The sequence below is a fragment of the Endobacter medicaginis genome (genome assembly GCF_014192375.1).
Taxonomy (GTDB): domain Bacteria; phylum Pseudomonadota; class Alphaproteobacteria; order Acetobacterales; family Acetobacteraceae; genus Endobacter; species Endobacter medicaginis.
Genome location: NZ_JACHXV010000007.1, coordinates 99,340 through 116,238 on the forward strand (window position 1 = coordinate 99,340; position 16,899 = coordinate 116,238).

Sequence of the window (16,899 nt, forward strand, 5' to 3'; positions counted from 1 at the left end):
TCTCAACGTGCGGTTGCGGGGCCTTCGACCGGGCGTGGCAGCAGCACGTACAAGGCGCCGTTTGCGTGCATCGGACCGGCCAGGGCGGCGGCCTGCGCGCCCCAGCCGAAATACAGATCCACATGCCGCGCGCCGGTGATGTCGGCGCCCGTATCCTGGGCCAGCACCAGACGGCGGAGCGGGCGGTCGTACACATCGGTGGTGTCGACCCAGAGCGGCATGGCCAGCGGCAGTACGGCCCGATCGACGGCCGCCGAGCGCAGCGGCTGCAGCCCGACGCCGAGCGTGCCGGGCGCGCCGGACATCTCGCCGGCCGCCGCCGGGGGCTGGATGCGGAAGAACACGTAGTTGGGGTTCTGCTCCATCAGCCCGGTGGCGAGGTCGGGATGCGCCGTCATCCAGCCGCGGATCGACTGCATCGACACGTCGCTGGACGCCAGTTCCCCGCGCTCGACCAGCAGCTTGCCCAGCGCGACATAGGGCTGGCCGTTGCGGCCCGCATAGGCGAGCCTGACCTCGCTGCCATCAGGCAGCGATACCCGGCCGGAGCCCTGGATCTGGAGGAAGAACAGGTCGGCCGCATCGGCGACGTAGAGCAGCGGCACCTGCGCGCCCAGCGCGCCGCGGTCGATCTCGGCACGGGTGTAGTACGGCACCAGATCCCCATCGACGCGCCGGCCGCGGCGCAGGCTCTGCTTGCCGTCGGCGTCGGTGACCACCTGCGTGACCAGGTCGCGCGGCAGGCCGTAGACCGGAGTGCGGAAGCGCGCGGTGGGGGTCATCGAGCCGGCGACGACCGGCTCGTAATAGCCGGTGAACTGCGTCTCGCCATCGACACGGTAGGCGGCGAACCAGGTCTCGAAGAAGCGCCTTGCCGCGGCGGCATCGCCCGCAGGCGCCATCCGCGCGGCCCGGCAGGCGGCGGCGTAGGTCGTCGGATGGCCGGCGAGCTGCGCATCCAGCCCCGCGCCGCCGAGACTCTCGTCCTGCGGCAGCAGGGCCAGGCGCTCGCAATCGGCGAGCAGGCCGCGCAGGGCGACCTCCTGGCGGTCTGCGGTCCAGCCCGGCAGGTCGGCGAACGCGACCGGCTGGAGATCGGGCGGCGACGGTGTTTCGGAGGCTGTCTCGCAACCGGCCAGCGTCAGCATGGCGGCCAGCAGCGCGGCTCCGGCGCGAAGCGGCCGGGGGCGGCAGGGGCGTGGGATCATGCGTCGTCCATGTCAGAAATTCGGGATCGCCCGGCGAGTGTGCCGGCTCGGCGCTCGCCCGGTCGGGTGGCGGGTCAGGCGCTGCGCGTGGCCGCGACCAGCCAGGACGGGCGGCCACCTTCCTGCGCGCCGGCTGCCGCCGCCTCGAAGGTCCAGACGTCGCACAGCTCGGTGACCGCATCGGCGCCGCTGACCGGCTCGCCGTTGCGTCCGGTGACGTAGCTGACCTGGTCCGAGACGAACCGCACCTCGATGGTCGGACGCCCGGCCCCCTCCCCCTGACCGATTTCGGCGCCGATCAGGGCGACCTCGCAGATCTGGCGGATCTCCGCATGCTGGGTCTCGCCGGCCGCCTCGCGCGCGGCGATCGCGCCCTCGAAGGCGGCGAGCGTGTCGGCGGCGAGCAGGCTGCGCAGGGTGTCGCGGTCGCCCTGCGCATAGGCCGCGACCACGCGCTCGAAGGCGCGCGTCGCGCCGTGCAGGAAGGCGGTGGCGTCGAACTGCGGCATCAGCGCGCCGAGCGTGACCAGCGCCTGGCCGGCGGAGCTGCCGCTCTCGGGCAGGACATAGACGGTGGCGGCCTTCGGCTCGGGCGCGGCGGCGCGGCCCGGGATCGCGGCCGGCGCCTCGGGCCTGGGCGCGAGCGGGTTGCGCAGGGTTCCGAGGCGCGGTCGGGCGGCCTCGCCGCGCGGCGGTGGCGCATCCAGCCCGGTGCGTTTTCCCAGCACGCTGCGCAGCCGCAACGCGAGCAACAGGGCGATGAGGCCGAACACCACCACGCCGACGGGAAAACTGCCGTTCTTGAAATCCATCCCCAACCCGGTCCGATCCTGTGCCCCCTCGGGGGCCGATATCGGGCCAGACCTACGCCGGGCAGCGGTCGGGCGCAAATCAAAGCGCGTTTATGTGCTCCGGACTGGCCCGGGACGGGCGCAGCGCCTACATCTCGCGGCATGATTCTGCTGCGTCATGGCCAAAGCGAGTACAACCACGCGATGAGCACCACCGGGCGCGATCCGCGCATCCCGGACCCGTCGCTGACCGCGCTCGGCGAGCGGCAGGCGGAGGCGGCGGCACGCGCTCTCGCCGAGAGCGATCCGCCGATCACCCGCATCCTGGTCTCGCCCTACCGGCGTGCGCTGCAGACCGCCGCACCGCTCGCGGCACGGCTCGGCATCGTGCCGGAAGTGACCGGGCTGCTGCGCGAGCGCTGTGCGTCGTCCTGCGACATCGGCCGGCCGCGGATGGTGGTGGCGAGCGAGTGGCCGCATCTCGATCTCAGCCATCTCGACGAGATCTGGTGGCCGCGCCGGGCCGAGAGCGAGGCGCAGGTGATGGGCCGGGCGGCGGAATTCCTCGCTCTGGCGGCGGCACGCCCCGACTGGGAGACCACGGTGGCGGTGTGCCACTGGGGCATCGCGCTGGCGATCTGCGGCGAGAGCCTCGACAACGGCACCTGGGCCCGGGTCGACCCCACGGCGCCCCATCGCGGGGAGTTCTGGTAGCGGGGCGAGCGTCAGTCGACGGTGATGTCGTATCTGATGGTGGGCGCGTGGCCGTCGGGAAAGAAGATCCGCACCACGGCCACGTCGGGACCGGTGTAGCCGGCGGCCGCCTGGTAGGTGATCAGCGTCGCCGGGGATTTGCGCGCGTTGCACATGAATGGCGGGTCGCCGGGCTGGAAGTTGGAGTAGGCGCTGCCGGCGGCGACATGCACCGTGCCGTGATCGGGGGCGGAGGTCACCTTCACGGCGATGTCGCCCAGCGGGGCGCAGCTCGGGTCGAGCGCCTGCGGGCTGGCGAGCAGCAGCGTCGCCGCCGCGCTCGTGGTCCGATGCACGATGATGAGCCGCGCCGAGGCCAGGGCCGCGGTGGGGGTGACGCGACGGGGCGGCGGGCGCGACGCGAGGCCGTTCGCCTCGAGCTGGGTGTTCTGCGTCGCGACGGTATTGTTGACGCAGCCGCCGAGCCACAGACAGCCCATGACCGCCAGGGAGGCTCTCGCCATTCGCGCCGCCGTGATCGTCGGACCCCTCGATATCGATGTCATGACGCGACTGTATCAACCCGGCGGGCGCGGCCAAGCCGGACGCCCTGCGCCGAAACACTATTTCCCATTCCGCAACATGTCCCCGGGTCGGCGGCACGATGGCTTGAGGCGTCGCGGCCGGCGTGATAGGCGCGACAGCCACGAGCGGCGCACTTCCCTGCCGTCTTCATTTCTCTGTCAGGAACCGACGATGTCCGACACCATTCCGCCCGGCGTGCCCACCGGCGACGCTCCCGCCCAGGCCGGCGTGCCGGCGGCGATGCCGCTGGCGATGAACCTGCAATACATCAAGGACCTGTCGTTCGAGGTGCCATCGGGGCCGGAGATCTTCGCCACCCTGCGCGCGGCCCCGCAGATCGCGGTCAATATCGACGTGCAGGCGCGCCGGCTCCAGGAGCAGCCGATCTTCGAGGTGGCCCTGGTGATCCGCGTCGAGGCGACGGAGCCGAAAGAGGGCGAGCAGGCCGGCACCCCGGCCGCCGGCGGGCGCGTGGTGTTCGTCACCGAGCTCAACTACGCCGCGGTGGTGACCCTCGGCGAGGTGCCGGAGCAGGCCATCGAGCCGCTGCTGCTGGTCGAGGTGCCGCGGCTGATCTTCCCGTATGCGCGCGCCGTGGTCAGCGAGATCACCCGCGATGGCGGTTTCCCGCCGGTGGTGCTGCAGCCGATCGATTTCGTCGCCCTGTGGCAGGCCAAGCGCCAGCAGGATGCTGCTGCCGCCACCGGCCAGGTCGGCCACGCATAGGCAGGAATTCGATCTGTCGGCCATCCGACGGCGATCTGCTGCGCTTCGCTGCTCACGACCCGAAAGGTCGCTCCACTGCGATGCTCGCAGATCACCGCCGGGCGGCGCCGAAAGACGGCGCCTCCGACTCGACATATCGAATTCGGCAGGACTTTTCCTACAGTATCGCCAGCAGGGCAGCGGCTGTCGGACAGGCTGCGACCTGCCTGGATGCGAACGGCAAATCGGCCAGCGCCGTGTCCACTGCGGGACTGAGCGAGAGGGCTCGGACGCTCGCCAGTGTCGGGCGCAGCGGCGGCGGGGTCGTGTTCGCAAACGCCCGTGCGGTCTCGGCTGAGAAGAACAGCGCAGCCGCGAGGTCGCGTCCGGCGAGGGCGGCGAGCGCGGCGTCGGGGAGGCGGCGGACCGGGCGGGCGGTGTAGACGGCGCGGCGCAGCACGCCGAAACCACCGGCGCGCAGCAGTTCCACCAGCATCGTGCCCTGTCGCTCGGCGGTGGCGAGCAGCAGCGGGCCGTCGCGCGGGGCGAGGCGGCGGGTGACGAGCGCCGCCAGCGCGAGCGCATCGCCCTCGGCACTCTCCACGACGGCGAAACCCTGCGCCCGCGCCGCGGCCGCGGTGGCCGCACCGACGGCGAGCAGGGGCTTGCGATGCCAGGCGGCGCCGAAGGCGGGCAGCGCGTTGGCGCTGGTCACCAGCACGGCCTGCACCGCGCCGGGGACCGGCAGGCTCGGGTCGCGGCGGAGGATCTCCAGCATCGGGGCGAGCAGCGGCTGCCAGCCGGCCGCGCGGAGGGCCTCGGCGGTGCGCGCCGCACCCGGTTCGGGCCGCGTGACCAGCACGCGGCCGCGCGATTCAGTCACCGGTAAAGATGTCGGCCGGCGATTCGGCGCGCAGCTCGGCGCCGAGCGCGCGGCCGAGGCGCTCGCCGTCATCGACCGCGCCCTCGACGGTGCGGCGCAGCAGGAACGAGCCGTCCTCGCGCGCGACCAGGCCGGTCAGGCGCAGGCGGGTGCCGGATTCGTCGCGGATGACGCGGGCATGGCCGCCGATCGGGGTGCGGCAGGAGCCGTCGAGTTCGGCGAGGAGCGCGCGCTCGGCGGTGGAGACGGCGCGCGCGGTGCGGTCCTCGATGGCGGCGAGCAGTTCGCGCAGGGCGAGGTCGTTCTCGCGCACGGTGACGGCGACGATGCCCTGGCCGGCGGCCGGCACCATGATCTCGGGATCGAGGACCAGGCTGGCGCGCTGGTCGAGCCCGAGACGGCGCAGGCCGGCGAGCGCGAGCAGGCTGGCGGTGCACTGGTTGGAGGCGACCTTGTCGAGGCGGGTCTGCACGTTGCCGCGCAGGGTGGTGATGCGGATGTCGGGGCGCAGGGCGAGGATCTGGGCCTGGCGGCGGACCGAGGAGGTGCCGAGCAGGGCGCCGGCGGGCAGGCATCCGTAGGGGTCGGCCGGGTCGGGGGCGCCGCAATCGGGACCGAGGATCAGCGCGTCGCGCGCATCCTCGCGGCGCAGCGTGCAGGCCAGCACCACGCCGGGGGGGAGCACGGTTTCGAGATCCTTGAGGCTGTGGACGGCGAAATCGACCCGACCTTGCGCCAGCGCCTCGTGGATCTCCTTGGAAAACAGGCCCTTGCCACCGATCTCGGCGAGGCGGCGGTCTTGCACCGCGTCGCCGGTCGTGGTGATGACATGCTCCTCGAACGCCTCGAGGTCGCGCAGGACGGGGCAGAAATGCGTCAGCATGCGCAGGAACGCGCGGGTCTGGGTCAGCGCCAGCGGCGAGCCGCGGGTGCCGACGCGCAACGGCAGCGGCGGCCGGTGGGGGGCGACGGGAACATGGGTGGCGGCCGGCGCCTGGTCGGGTTGGGTGGCGGCAGCGGGATGGGGGCCGAGCATCGGCGTGTCCTATTCCGGTGCGCGCGGAAAGGGAAGCTTCGTTAAGCGGTGATGATGGACCGGATGGATTACCTTCTCGCCATCGAGAGCTCCTGCGACGAGACGGCGGCGGCCGTGCTTGATACGCAGGGCCGCGTGCTCGGCGAGACGCTGCTGAGCCAGATGGACCATCTGCCCTATGGCGGGGTGGTGCCGGAGATCGCCGCGCGCGCGCATCTGGCCCATCTGCCGGGGCTGGTGGACAAGGCGCTGCGGCGGGCCGGGATCGAGGCCGCAGCGCTGGGCGCGGTGGCGGCGAGCACCGGGCCGGGGCTGATCGGCGGGCTGATCGTCGGCAGCAGCTTCGGCAAGGGGTTCGCGCTGTCGCTGGGGGTGCCGTTCATTGCCGTCAACCATATCGAGGCGCATGCGCTCAGCCCGCGCCTGCCGGGGGTGAGCGAACGGGAGGTGGCGTTTCCGTATCTGCTGATGCTGGTGTCGGGCGGGCATTGCCAGTGCGTGGCGGTCGAAGGGGTCGGGCGCTACCGGCGGCTGGGCGGGACGATCGACGACGCGGCCGGAGAGGCGTTCGACAAGGCGGCCAAGCTGCTGGGCCTGGGCTGGCCGGGCGGGCCGGCGCTGGAGCGGCTGGCAGCGACGGGCGATGCGCGGGCGGTGAGCCTGCCGCGGCCGCTGCTCGGCCGGCCGGGATGCGATTTCAGCTTCAGCGGGCTCAAGACGGCGGTCGCACAGATCGTCGCGCGTGGCGATGCGCGCGCCGAGGACATCGCGGCCGGGTTCCAGGCGGCGGTGGCCGACGTGCTGGCCGACCGGGCGGGCCATGCGCTGGCGATGATGCGGCAGACGGGGAGCGCGCCGGGGCTGATGGTCGTCGCCGGCGGGGTGGCGGCGAACGCGGCGGTGCGGGCGGCGCTGCGCACGCTCGCCGACGCGGAGGGGATCGGGTTCTCGGCGCCGCCGCAACGCCTGTGCACCGACAACGCGGTGATGGTCGGCTGGGCGGCGCTGGAGCGGCTGCGGCTGGGCGAGGCGGACGGACTCGCCACCCCGGCGCGGCCGCGCTGGCCGCTCGACGAGATGCGGCCGCCGGCGGAGATGGGCGCGTGAATTACCGTCACGCCTTCCATGCCGGCAATTTCGCCGACTGCATGAAGCATGCGCTGCTGGTCTGGCTGCTGACCGCGCTGCAGCGCAAGCCGGGGCCGTTGCAGGTGCTCGACACCCATGCCGGCACCGGCATGACGGACCTGTCCGGTGCCGAGGCGCGGCGGACCGGGGAGTGGCGCGAGGGGATCGGGCGGGTCGATGACCGCGAGCCGGCGCTCTACGCGTATCGCGAGGCGATCGCGGCGGCCCAAGGTCATTTCGGGGCCGAATTCCATGTCGGGCCGGAGCACTATCCGGGTTCGCCGGCGCTGGTGCGCGCGCTGCTGCGGCCGCAGGACCGGCTGGTGGCCTGCGAGCTGCACGAGGACGACCATGCCAGCCTGCGGCGTCTGTTCGCGGGCGATGCGCAGGTCTCGGTGCATCGTCGCGACGGCTATGGCGCGCTCGCCTCGTTCCTGCCGCCGGCCTCGCGCAGGGGCCTGACCCTGATCGACCCGCCCTTCGAGCAGCCGGACGAGTTCGACCGGCTGGTGGCCGCCGCCTCGGTGGCGCGCAGGCGGTTCGCGACCGGGGTGCTGGCGCTGTGGTATCCGATCAAGGGGCGGGCGCCGTCGCGGCGTCTGCATGACCTGCTGGTGCAGGCCGCACCGAACGGGCTGGGCCTGCGCGATGTGGTGGCGGCCGAGCTGCTGCTGCGCGAGCCGGTCGATCCCGCGCGGCTGAACGGGGCGGGGCTGGTGGTGATCCGGCCGCCCTACGGGTTCGAGGCCGCTGCGGGGGAGATCCTGGCCGCCCTGCACCGTGCGCTCGCGGGCGAGCCGGGTGCCCAGGCGCGGCTGGTGCGGCTGGCCGATGAGTGAGATTGGGGTGATCGGTGGTGGCGCGTGGGGGATCGCGCTGGCGGTGGTGCTGGCGCGCGGCGGCCGGCGCGTGCGGATGTGGGTGCGCGACCCGGCGACGCTGTCGGCCGCGCGCACCCTGCCGCGGCTGCCGGACCATGTGCTGCCGCCTGCGGTCAGCGTCGGCGGCGTGTTTCCGGACGCGGCGGCGGTGCAGTTGCTGGTGGTTCCGACCCAGCATCTGCGCGCGGTCGCCACGCGCCTCAGACCGGGCCGAGGGGCGGCGCTGATCGCCTGCTGCAAGGGGGTCGAGCGGGGTACGGGCGCGTTGCCGGGCGAGATTCTCGCCGCCACGCAGCCGGCGGCACGGCATTTCGTGCTGTCGGGGCCGAATTTCGCCGACGAGATCGCGGCCGGACTGCCGGCCGCCGCGGTCCTGGCCGGAGACGGGATGGAGTCCGCCCAGGCCCTGGTCGAGACGCTGCGGATGCCGACGCTGCGGCTGTATGCGAGCGACGATCCGCTCGGCGTGCAGCTCGGCGGGGCGGCGAAGAACGTGATCGCGATCGCCGCCGGCATCGCCATCGGCGCGGGCCTGGGCGAGAACGCGCGCGCCGCCCTGGTGACGCGCGGGATCGCCGAGCTGTCGCGGCTGGTGGTCGCCCTCGGCGGTCAGGCGGCGACCGCCTCGGGGCTCTCGGGGATCGGCGATCTGCTGCTGACCTGTACCGGCGCGTCGAGCCGCAATTTCAGCCTCGGCGTGGGCCTGGGGCGGGGCGAGCGGCTGGACGATGTTCTCGCGCGGCGCAGCACCGTCGCCGAGGGCGTGAGCACGGCCCCTGCCCTGCTGGCCCGCGCGCGGGCGGCGGGGGTGGAGATGCCGATCGTGGCGGCGGTCGCACAGGTGCTCGACGGGACGCTCGACATCGCGAGCGCCCTGCGCGATCTGATGAGCCGGCCTTTGCGGAGCGAGTAGCGGATGTTCGACCGGGTCGTGCATGCGGACTGGAGCATGGCACCGGGCGGGCGATTTGCCGCCGGCGCGGAGCGGCGAGGGTCGGTCTGGAGCGTGGATGCACCGCAACCCGTCGGGGCGAGCGAAGCGTTTCTCGACAGGCTGCACTGTCCCGGCGAGCCGGTGCTGGCCGGCTTCGACTTTCCGATCGGCGTGCCAATGGCGTGGGGCGAGCGCAGCGGCCTGCGGGATTTCCGCGAACTCCTCGACGTCATCGGCACACCGCCCTGGCACGCGTTCGGCGAGGTCTGCGAACGGCCACAGGACATCAGCCTGCGACGCCCGTTCTTTCCCTACCGCAACCACCCTCGACCCACTGCTTCGATGTTGGTCGATGGACTCGGTGTGCCGGATATGGAGTCCCTGCTGCGCCGGTGCGAACGCCCCGGACCGGGTCGCAAGCGTGCGTCTGCGCTGTTCTGGACCATGGGACCGGCGCAGGTCGGCAAGGCGGCCCTGACCGGCTGGAAGGAGATCCTGCGTCCGTCACGCCACGCGGCGAGGATCTGGCCGTTCGATGGGCCACTCGATCGGCTCGCCTGGACGCCGGGTCTGGTGATTGCGGAGACCTACCCGGCCGATGCGCTGCCGACCCTGCGGATCAGCCGGCCCACGACCTTCAGCAAGGGTCGCCAGTCCGAACGGATGGCCCTGGTGCCGGCCATCGTCGAGCGGCTGCGCGCAGGATTGGGCTCCCGTCGGGTCACGCTGACGGCACGGGCGGAGCGAGCACTCGAGGAGGGCTTCGGGCGCGATCCCGGGGGCGATGCGTTCGACGCGTTCATCGGGCTGCTCGCCATGATCGCGACCCTCGAGACAGGGCCGACCGCGGGAGCAAGCGAGATCGACGCCTGCTGGGAAGGCGCTATCCTGGGACGCTGAGGCACCCAGGCGGGAACGATCGGATGATCGACGATGGCGGCGTGTTTGCGTGGCAGGCGGAGTATGCGCGCTCGGGGGGCACACATTTCACCGCCGCGGTGATGGAGGCGATCCCGGCCAGTCTGGCGCGCGCACCGGTCACCGCCGCGGCGATTCACGGATGGCCGGGCGACCGGCGGGCGGATGCGCTGTCGCTGCGGGTGGGCGGCGCGCTGCACGCGCTGGCGCGTGCGGAGCCTCGGTCCGGCCTCGGGCGGCTGTATGCCCGTCTCGACGGCGATGTCGCCGGGGTGATCGCCGACGCGCTCGAACGCCACGACACCGTCATCGCGTCGTGGCTGGCTTCGCCCCCGCAGACCAACGAGACCGGGCGTGCGGCGGCCCTGCGCGCAGCCCTCGCCGTGGTGGCGGCGCGGTTCGACGGCCCGATCGAGTTGCTGGAGATCGGCGCGAGTGCGGGGCTGAGCCTCAATATGGGGCGGTTCGGCTACGCGCTCGGCGAGCTTCGCGCGGGGCCGGCGGATGCCGCGGTCCGGCTCGCGCCGCGCTGGACCGGGGCTACGCCGCCCGGGGCCGGCGTCGAGATCGCCAGCAGCGAAGGGATCGATGTCGCGCCGCTCCGGATCGGCGAGGCCACGGATCGCGACCGGTTGCGGGCCTTCGTCTGGCCCGACGAGCCGGCGCGGCGGGCGCGGCTCGAGGCGGCGATCGACCTCGCCCTCGCTTATCCGCCCAACCTGTCGCAGGCCCGGGCCGGGGCGTGGCTGCCCGGGCGGCTCGAACGGCCGCAGCAGGCGGGTGTCACGCGGGTGGTGTGGCATTCGGTGGTGCTGCAATACCTGCCGGACGAGGAGCGCGCGGCGGTGGTCGCCGCGATCGAGCAGGCCGGCGGGCGCGCCGACGGGCAGCACCCGTTCGCCTGGGTGAGTTTCGAGTGGGAGATGGCGCGCAGATGCATGGTGCTGCGTCTGAAGCTGTGGCCGCAGGGCGAGGCGTGCGAGCTGGCCACCTGCCATCCGCACGGGGCTTGGATCGACTGGACCGGGGATCTGAGCGGGCCGGCCTGAACGGGCGATGGCCGGCAGACTGCTCCGCTCAGCGCGCGCTGCCGGCCTGAGGCGGCGTATCCGCCAGCAGGGCATGGATGACGGCGGCCCCCACCCGGTAGCCGTTGGCGATTGCCTCGGCATCGGCCTCGTCGGGGGCGTTGAGGGACGCCACCGCGCCCTGGCCGTCATGCTGCTCGGTGAAATTGGCGTTCGAGCGCAGCACCAGCACGCGATGCAGATCGGCGCGGCCGCCGCGCGACAGCCGCGACAGGGCCTCCATGATGCCGGCATCCTCCATGTTGGAGGTCACGAAGCGGGTCTGGCCGCGGGTCACCAGCCTGACCCAGTCGCGGGCGAACTGCGTGTCCAGCCGGCCATGCCAGAAGGTGTCGGCGGCATAGTCGCCGCCGGTCAGGACGATCGGCGGCCCCTGCGTTGCGGGGTGGGCGGTCCACAGGTGCCTCGCGGCGGCCAGGGCGGGCGTGTCGGCGAGCGGCAGGGTTCGGGTGAGCCCGACGGCCCGGGCCAGCAGGGCCGGATCGATCCGCCAGGCGAGGTCGTGCACCACGCCGCTGGACGGATCGGGCGGCCGATACTGGTTCGGCCGCGACGCACCTTCCATGAAGAAGCCATAGGGCCAGTCCTTCGGCGCCTCGCGCGGATCGACACCGCGCATGATGTCGCCGACCACCCAGTCGGCCCACACCACCGAGCCCAGCGGGGCTGCCTGCGGGTCGAAGCCGGAGATGCCGTCGACCAGCCAGTAGGCGTGGCGGAGGTCGAAGCGCGGATCGGTGCCGAGCGCCATCACCGAGGCGGCCGCCGGACCCGTGGTGGTGCCGGTCAGCACGACCAGCAGGTGGTGGTCGCGATCGGTATAGATGTCGTGCAGGCCGAGCGGGAACGGCACCGTCTCGGTGAGGTGTTCGCCTTCCACCCAGGGCTGCAGCTCGCCTGGCGCGTCGCCACGGTCGGCACCGGCCTCGTAGGTGGTGAGCACGACGGCGCGGATGTCCCACGGTGCGGCGCGGGCGGATGCGCAGGTGGCGAACAGCAGGAGCAGTGCTGCGAGACGTGGTGGCATGCTATTCCGCCGTGTTGCCGCGGATGACCTGCGCGAGGCGGGTGACCTGGTTGTCGGTGAGGGAGGCGACGAAATCGGTGACGCTGCGGGCGTTCTCGTCGGCGCCGGCGGTGCGGTCGGGTCGGAACTCGCCCATCATCGTCTCCAGACGCGAGGTGCGGTAGCGCAGCCCGTCATCGCCGCTGTCGCCGCCGATCAGCGCGGCACAGGCTTCCAGCAGCGTGCCGACCGCGGCATAGGCGCCGATCTCCAGCTCCATCTTGCGCGAATGCAGGAAGATCTTGTCCTTGGCGAGAAACTTGGCATGCGCGATGCCGTCGCGGATCGGCGCCGGTGCGCGGTCGACGATGCTGCCGGAGAAGCGGCCGGCAAGGATCGCGTCGTAATCGGCGAAGAACGCATCGACGCAGGCGGCGATGAGATTGTCGACCGCCCTGCCCCGCAGCCGCCGAAAGCGCTGGGCGGTGTTGAAACCGGCCTCGTCACGCTCGTATTCGTTGCGATCGGGCGTCGAGAGCAGCGGCCGCAGCGTGTCGGTCACCTCCGCCTCGGATAGCACGCCCATCTCGTAGCCGTCCTCGATGTCGATCAGCGCGTAGCAGATATCGTCGGCAGCCTCGACGAAATAGGCGAGCGGGTGGCGTGCGTACACGCCCGGCGCATGGCGGGTGACGCCCAGCGTGTCGAACACGCGCGTGAACGCCTCGCGTTCGGATTCGTAGTAGCTGTACTTGCCGCGATGCTGGGCGGCTTCCGCCGAAGACCACGGATATTTCACGAAGGTTGCCAAGGTGGCGTGGGTGAGCCGGATGCCGACCGTCTCGACCAGCGTGGTCAGCATGCGCAGGCCCTGCGCGTTGCCCTCGAACAGGCTGAGGTCGCGGTAGGCGGCGTCCGAGATGCCGGAGAGGCGCGCGCGCTCCGTGCGCCGATACCAGTCGCGCACCGCGTATTCGCCGGCATGGCCGAAGGGCGGGTTGCCGATGTCGTGAGCGAGGCAGGCGGCCTGCACGATCGCGCCGATGTCGCTGGGCGCGATATGGGCCGGCAGCTCGCCCATCGCGGCGAGGCGACGTCCGCACATCTCGCCGAGCGAGCGGCCGACGCAGGAGACTTCCAGACTGTGTGTGAGACGGTTGTGGACACGGTCGTTCTTCGGCAGCGGATGCACTTGGGTCTTGCGTCCGAGCTTGCGGAAGGCCTCGGAGAAGATGATGCGGTCGTGGTCCTTCTGGAACTCCGAGCGTCCCCGGGTGCCGTCCAGGCTGGCGACGCCGCCGAAGCGGGTGTCGTCCAGAAGCCGTCTCCACTCCACCGCGCACCTCCCTGCCCGCCCAGCGATGGCGATCATGCCCGCGTGCGGCGGATTGCGAAACCGTGGTTCAGCATCCGCACGAGGCGGGCTACGCTGGGGCGGCGCGGGGCGGGAGAAGTCGATGCAGGCGGACGGGCAGATCGGCTGGCTGCGGCTGGCCTGCATCGGCGGGCTGCTGGTCGGCTGCTTCACCATCCTGCGGCCATTCGTCGCGCCGCTGATCTGGGCGACGGTGCTGGCGGTGTCGTGCTGGCCGGCGTTCCGGCGGCTGCGCGGGCTGTTGCGCGGGCGGGCGGGACTGGCAGCGTGGGTGTTCGCGCTGGCGGGGATGGCGGTGCTGCTGCTGCCGCTGGTCGCGGCGGGGCTGTCGGCGGCGCGCCATGCGCCGGATCTGCTGGCCGGGATCGAGCGGGTCCGCCATGACGGACTGCCGAGGCTGCCCGAGGCGCTGACCGGGCTGCCGGTGGTGGGCAGCCGGCTGGCGCAGTTCTGGGCCGAGCTGTCGGGCGAGGGCGCGGCGGTGCTGTCGCGCTATGGCAGCGAGATCCGGGTCGGTGTGGGCTGGCTGGCGGCGCGGGCGGGGTCGTTCACGCTGACGCTGGTGCAGTTCGCACTGGCAATCATCCTGGCAGCACTCTGCCTGGCCCGGGCCGAGCGCGCGCAGGCGATCCTGGGCGCGATCGAGCGGCGGATCGGCGGCAGCGAGAGCGGCGAGATGATGGCGCTGGCCGCGCGCACCATCCGGGCGGTGTCGATCGGGGTGGTGGGTGCTGCATTCGTCGAGGGGGTACTGTCTGCGGTCGGGCTGGCGATCGCCGGCGTGCCGGGCAGCGCGCTGCTGGGCGTGGCGACGTTCGCCTCCGGCATCCTGCAGCTCGGGCCGGGGGTGGTGTTCCTGCCTGTGGCCGCCTGGGTGTGGTGGCACGATGGCTGGCCTTGGGCGCTGTTCGTGCTGGCCTGGCACCTCGCGCTGGTGGTGCCGGTGGCGATGTTCGGCGGGCCAGGGCTGATGAGCAACGATACCGGGCTGCCAATGGTGCTGGTGCTGTTCGGGGTGCTGGGCGGGATGCTGGCCTTCGGCTTCATCGGCATTTTCCTCGGCCCGACGGTGCTGGCGGTCAGCTATACGCTCGGCCTGCGCTGGCTGGGGCTGGGGGCGCGGGCGTAAGGGCTCGCGCAGCAGGGCGTCGCCCCCTGCCGCGTCACAGGAGCCGGTCGGCCTCCAGAACGGCGCGCAGGAGCACGGCGGTCCCGGCGGCGACGTCGTGCTGGGTGGCACTCTCCGCCTCGTTGTGGCTGAGGCCGCCGGCGCAGGGGACGAAGATCATCGCCGAGGGGCAGACGCGGGCGGTGTAGGCGCTGTCATGGCCCGCGCCCGAGACGATGTCGCGCGGGGTGAAGCCCTCGGCACGTGCGCCGGCGCGGATGGCGTCGAGCAGGCGGGCGTCGAAGGGCACGGCGGGGTTGTCCCAGACCTTGTCGACGGTGACGCCGATCCCGGCCGGCAGGCTCGCGAGGATGTGGCGCAGGGACTGCTCCATCACCTCCAGCACAGCGTCGCTCGGATGGCGCAGGTCGACGGTGAGGAACACCTCGCCAGGGACGACATTGCGCGAGTTGGGCCGGCATTCGAGCAGGCCGACCGTGGCCACCGCATCGGGGGCGTGTTCGGCGGCGAGCCGCTCGATGGCGAGGATGGCATGCGCACCCGCGACCAGCGCGTCCTGGCGCAGGCGCATCGGAGTCGCGCCGGCATGGCCCTCGTTGCCGGTCAGCGTCACCTCGAACCAGCGCATCGCCTGCACGCCGGTCACGGCACCGATGGTTTTCTCCTCGGCTTCCAGGATCGGGCCCTGCTCGATGTGCAGCTCGAAATGGGCGGCGAGCGTCTTCGCGCCAGCCCTGAGCGGGCCGCGATAGCCGATCGCGTCGAGCGCGTCGGCAAAGGTGATGCCGTCGCGGTCGGTGCGGGAAAGCGCGAAATCGGCGGGGAAGGCGCCGGCGAACACGCCCGAGCAGAGCATCGCGGGCGCGAAGCGCGAGCCCTCCTCGTTGGTCCAGTTGATCAGCGTGACCGGATGGCGCGTCCGGGTGCCGGTCTCGGCGAGGGTGCGCAGCACTTCCAGCCCGCCGAGCACGCCAATGACGCCGTCGAACTTGCCGCCAGTCGGCTGGGTGTCGAGATGGCTGCCGATGGCGATCGGCGGCAGGGCGGGATCGGTGCCGGGCAGTGTCGCATACATGGTGCCGAGCTCGTCGATCTCGACGCCGGCGCCGATCGCCTCGCAGGCGTCGCGGAACCAGTCGCGGACCGCTCGGTCCTCCTCGCTCAGCGTGAGTCGACGGATGCCGCCCTTCGGCGTGGCGCCGAAACGGGCGGTGTCCATGATCGAGGCCCAAAGGCGTTGCGAGTCGATCGCGACATTGCCGGTGTGGCCGATGATCTCGCTCATTCGGCGGGTTCCCGCATGCGCTCGGCCCAGCTCTGGCGCGTCGCCGTCGCTTCCTGGGGGACCATGGTGATGCAGTCATCGACCGGGCAGACATGCGAGCACAGATTGCAGCCCACGCATTCCTCCTCGATCACCGTGTAGCGACGGCCAGGTTCGATCGCGATCGCCTGGTGGGCGGTGTCCTCGCAGGCGACATGGCATTTGCCGCAGCCGATGCAGGCATCGTGGTCGATATGGGCCTTGGTCTCGAAGGCGAGGTTGAGATCGCCCCAATGGACGAAATTGCGCAAGGCGCGGCCACGGACATCGTCGAGGGTGGCGTAGCCCTTGCTGTCCATCCAGTTGGAAAGTCCGCCGATCATGTCCTCGACGATGCGGAAACCATGATGCATCGCGGCGGTGCAGACCTGCACGCCGGATGCGCCCAGCGCGATGAACTCGGCAGCCTCCCGCCAGGTCTCGATGCCGCCCATGCCGCTCATCGGCAGCCCGCCCATCTCGGCATCGCGGCCGAGCTCGGCCAGCATGCGCAGCGCGATGGGTTTGACGGCGGGGCCGCAATAGCCGCCATGCGTCCCCTGCCCGTCCACCATCGGCAGCGGCGACATCGCGTCGAGATCGACGCCGACGATGGACTGCACGGTGTTGATCAGGCTGACCGCATCCGCGCCCCCGCGCTTCGCCGCGCGGCCGGAGGCGCGGATGTCGGTGACGTTGGGGGTCAGCTTGACGATCACCGGCAGGTTGGTCGACGCCTTCACCCAGCGCGTGACCATCTCGACATATTCGGGAACCTGGCCGACGGCAGCACCCATGTTGCGCTCCGACATGCCGTGCGGACAGCCGAAATTGAGCTCGAACCCGTCGACGCCGGTCTCCTCGACGAGCGGGACGATGGCGCGCCAGCTGTCTTCGGTGCAGGGCACCATCAGGGAGGCGACGATGGCGCGGTCGGGGTAGTCGCGTTTGACCGATTTCAGCTCGGCGAGATTGACGGCGAGCGGACGGTCCGAGATCAGCTCGATGTTGTTGAGGCCCGCGACGCGCTTGCCGTGATAGCTCACCGCGCCGTAGCGCGACGACACGTTGACGACGGGCGGGTCCTCGCCGAGCGTCTTCCACACCACCCCGCCCCAGCCGGCGGCGAGGGCGCGACGGACGTTGTATTCCTTGTCGGTCGGCGGGGCGGAGGCGAGCCAGAACGGGTTCGGCGAACGGATGCCGGCGACGTTGCAGCGCAGATCGGCCATGTTC

The 16,899-nt window shown here is 72.0% G+C and carries 17 protein-coding genes; 8 read left to right on the forward strand and 9 right to left on the reverse strand.

Annotated elements, in window-relative coordinates; genetic code table 11:
* Window positions 1–2 precede the first annotated feature (2 nt).
* Window positions 3–1,208, reverse strand: a complete 1,206-nt coding sequence (gene mltA / locus FHR90_RS10925; protein WP_183275239.1) for a murein transglycosylase A — start codon at window positions 1,206–1,208, stop codon at window positions 3–5.
* A gap of 74 nt (window positions 1,209–1,282) precedes the next feature.
* Window positions 1,283–2,020, reverse strand: a complete 738-nt coding sequence (locus FHR90_RS10930) for a Tim44/TimA family putative adaptor protein (protein ID WP_183275240.1) — start codon at window positions 2,018–2,020, stop codon at window positions 1,283–1,285.
* A gap of 141 nt (window positions 2,021–2,161) precedes the next feature.
* Between FHR90_RS10930 and FHR90_RS10935 the strand changes: the two genes are divergently transcribed.
* On the forward strand, window positions 2,162–2,713 hold the full coding sequence (locus FHR90_RS10935) for a histidine phosphatase family protein (protein ID WP_176626785.1): 552 nt from the start codon (window positions 2,162–2,164) through the stop codon (window positions 2,711–2,713).
* 11 nt (window positions 2,714–2,724) lie between these two features.
* On the opposite strand, the gene FHR90_RS10940 is transcribed toward FHR90_RS10935, so the two are convergent.
* On the reverse strand, window positions 2,725–3,216 hold the full coding sequence (locus FHR90_RS10940; RefSeq protein ID WP_183275241.1) for a hypothetical protein: 492 nt from the start codon (window positions 3,214–3,216) through the stop codon (window positions 2,725–2,727).
* A 232-nt stretch (window positions 3,217–3,448) separates the two neighbouring features.
* Here FHR90_RS10940 and secB point away from each other — a divergent pair, with 232 nt between their 5' ends.
* Window positions 3,449–4,003 (forward strand): protein-export chaperone SecB, encoded by a 555-nt coding sequence (secB, locus tag FHR90_RS10945; RefSeq protein WP_176626612.1) that lies wholly within the window; start codon window positions 3,449–3,451, stop codon window positions 4,001–4,003.
* A gap of 157 nt (window positions 4,004–4,160) precedes the next feature.
* Here secB and FHR90_RS10950 read toward each other — a convergent pair whose 3' ends face one another.
* Both FHR90_RS10950 and hemC read right to left on the reverse strand, forming a co-directional pair.
* A complete protein-coding gene (locus FHR90_RS10950) occupies window positions 4,161–4,865 on the reverse strand; it encodes a uroporphyrinogen-III synthase (protein WP_183275242.1) in 705 nt (234 codons plus the stop codon).
* A complete protein-coding gene (hemC, locus tag FHR90_RS10955) occupies window positions 4,858–5,901 on the reverse strand; it encodes a hydroxymethylbilane synthase (protein ID WP_183275243.1) in 1,044 nt (347 codons plus the stop codon). The genes FHR90_RS10950 and hemC overlap by 8 nt, the downstream gene beginning before the upstream one ends.
* 54 nt (window positions 5,902–5,955) lie before the next feature.
* Between hemC and tsaD the strand changes: the two genes are divergently transcribed.
* The 5 genes from tsaD to FHR90_RS10980 are packed head-to-tail and all read left to right on the forward strand — an operon-like array spanning window position 5,956 to window position 10,811.
* The gene (gene tsaD, locus FHR90_RS10960) at window positions 5,956–7,008 is read left to right on the forward strand and encodes a tRNA (adenosine(37)-N6)-threonylcarbamoyltransferase complex transferase subunit TsaD (protein WP_183275244.1); all 1,053 of its coding nucleotides are present in this window, start codon (window positions 5,956–5,958) and stop codon (window positions 7,006–7,008) included.
* Complete coding sequence (locus FHR90_RS10965) at window positions 7,005–7,868, forward strand: 23S rRNA (adenine(2030)-N(6))-methyltransferase RlmJ (protein WP_183275245.1); 864 nt, start codon at window positions 7,005–7,007, stop codon at window positions 7,866–7,868. The genes tsaD and FHR90_RS10965 overlap by 4 nt, the downstream gene beginning before the upstream one ends.
* Window positions 7,861–8,823: an NAD(P)H-dependent glycerol-3-phosphate dehydrogenase gene (locus FHR90_RS10970; RefSeq protein ID WP_183275246.1), complete on the forward strand. Its 963-nt coding sequence runs from the start codon at window positions 7,861–7,863 to the stop codon at window positions 8,821–8,823. The genes FHR90_RS10965 and FHR90_RS10970 overlap by 8 nt, the downstream gene beginning before the upstream one ends.
* Before the next feature lie 3 nt (window positions 8,824–8,826).
* The gene (locus tag FHR90_RS10975; protein WP_176626535.1) at window positions 8,827–9,744 is read left to right on the forward strand and encodes a DUF429 domain-containing protein; all 918 of its coding nucleotides are present in this window, start codon (window positions 8,827–8,829) and stop codon (window positions 9,742–9,744) included.
* A 23-nt stretch (window positions 9,745–9,767) separates the two neighbouring features.
* Complete coding sequence (locus FHR90_RS10980; RefSeq protein ID WP_183275247.1) at window positions 9,768–10,811, forward strand: DUF2332 domain-containing protein; 1,044 nt, start codon at window positions 9,768–9,770, stop codon at window positions 10,809–10,811.
* A gap of 28 nt (window positions 10,812–10,839) precedes the next feature.
* Here FHR90_RS10980 and FHR90_RS10985 read toward each other — a convergent pair whose 3' ends face one another.
* Together FHR90_RS10985 and FHR90_RS10990 are read right to left on the reverse strand one after the other, a co-directional pair.
* A complete protein-coding gene (locus tag FHR90_RS10985) occupies window positions 10,840–11,877 on the reverse strand; it encodes a purine-nucleoside phosphorylase (protein ID WP_176625595.1) in 1,038 nt (345 codons plus the stop codon).
* Between the two features lies 1 nt (window position 11,878).
* Window positions 11,879–13,192 (reverse strand): deoxyguanosinetriphosphate triphosphohydrolase, encoded by a 1,314-nt coding sequence (locus FHR90_RS10990; RefSeq protein ID WP_176625593.1) that lies wholly within the window; start codon window positions 13,190–13,192, stop codon window positions 11,879–11,881.
* Between the two features lie 121 nt (window positions 13,193–13,313).
* On the opposite strand from FHR90_RS10990, the gene FHR90_RS10995 reads away from it, so the two are divergent.
* The gene (locus FHR90_RS10995; protein WP_183275248.1) at window positions 13,314–14,360 is read left to right on the forward strand and encodes an AI-2E family transporter; all 1,047 of its coding nucleotides are present in this window, start codon (window positions 13,314–13,316) and stop codon (window positions 14,358–14,360) included.
* 34 nt (window positions 14,361–14,394) lie between these two features.
* Here FHR90_RS10995 and FHR90_RS11000 read toward each other — a convergent pair whose 3' ends face one another.
* Both FHR90_RS11000 and preA read right to left on the reverse strand, forming a co-directional pair.
* Window positions 14,395–15,645 (reverse strand): Zn-dependent hydrolase, encoded by a 1,251-nt coding sequence (locus FHR90_RS11000; protein WP_176625132.1) that lies wholly within the window; start codon window positions 15,643–15,645, stop codon window positions 14,395–14,397.
* Window positions 15,642–16,895 (reverse strand): NAD-dependent dihydropyrimidine dehydrogenase subunit PreA, encoded by a 1,254-nt coding sequence (preA, locus tag FHR90_RS11005; RefSeq protein WP_176625130.1) that lies wholly within the window; start codon window positions 16,893–16,895, stop codon window positions 15,642–15,644. The genes FHR90_RS11000 and preA overlap by 4 nt, the downstream gene beginning before the upstream one ends.
* Window positions 16,896–16,899: the final 4 nt, after the last annotated feature.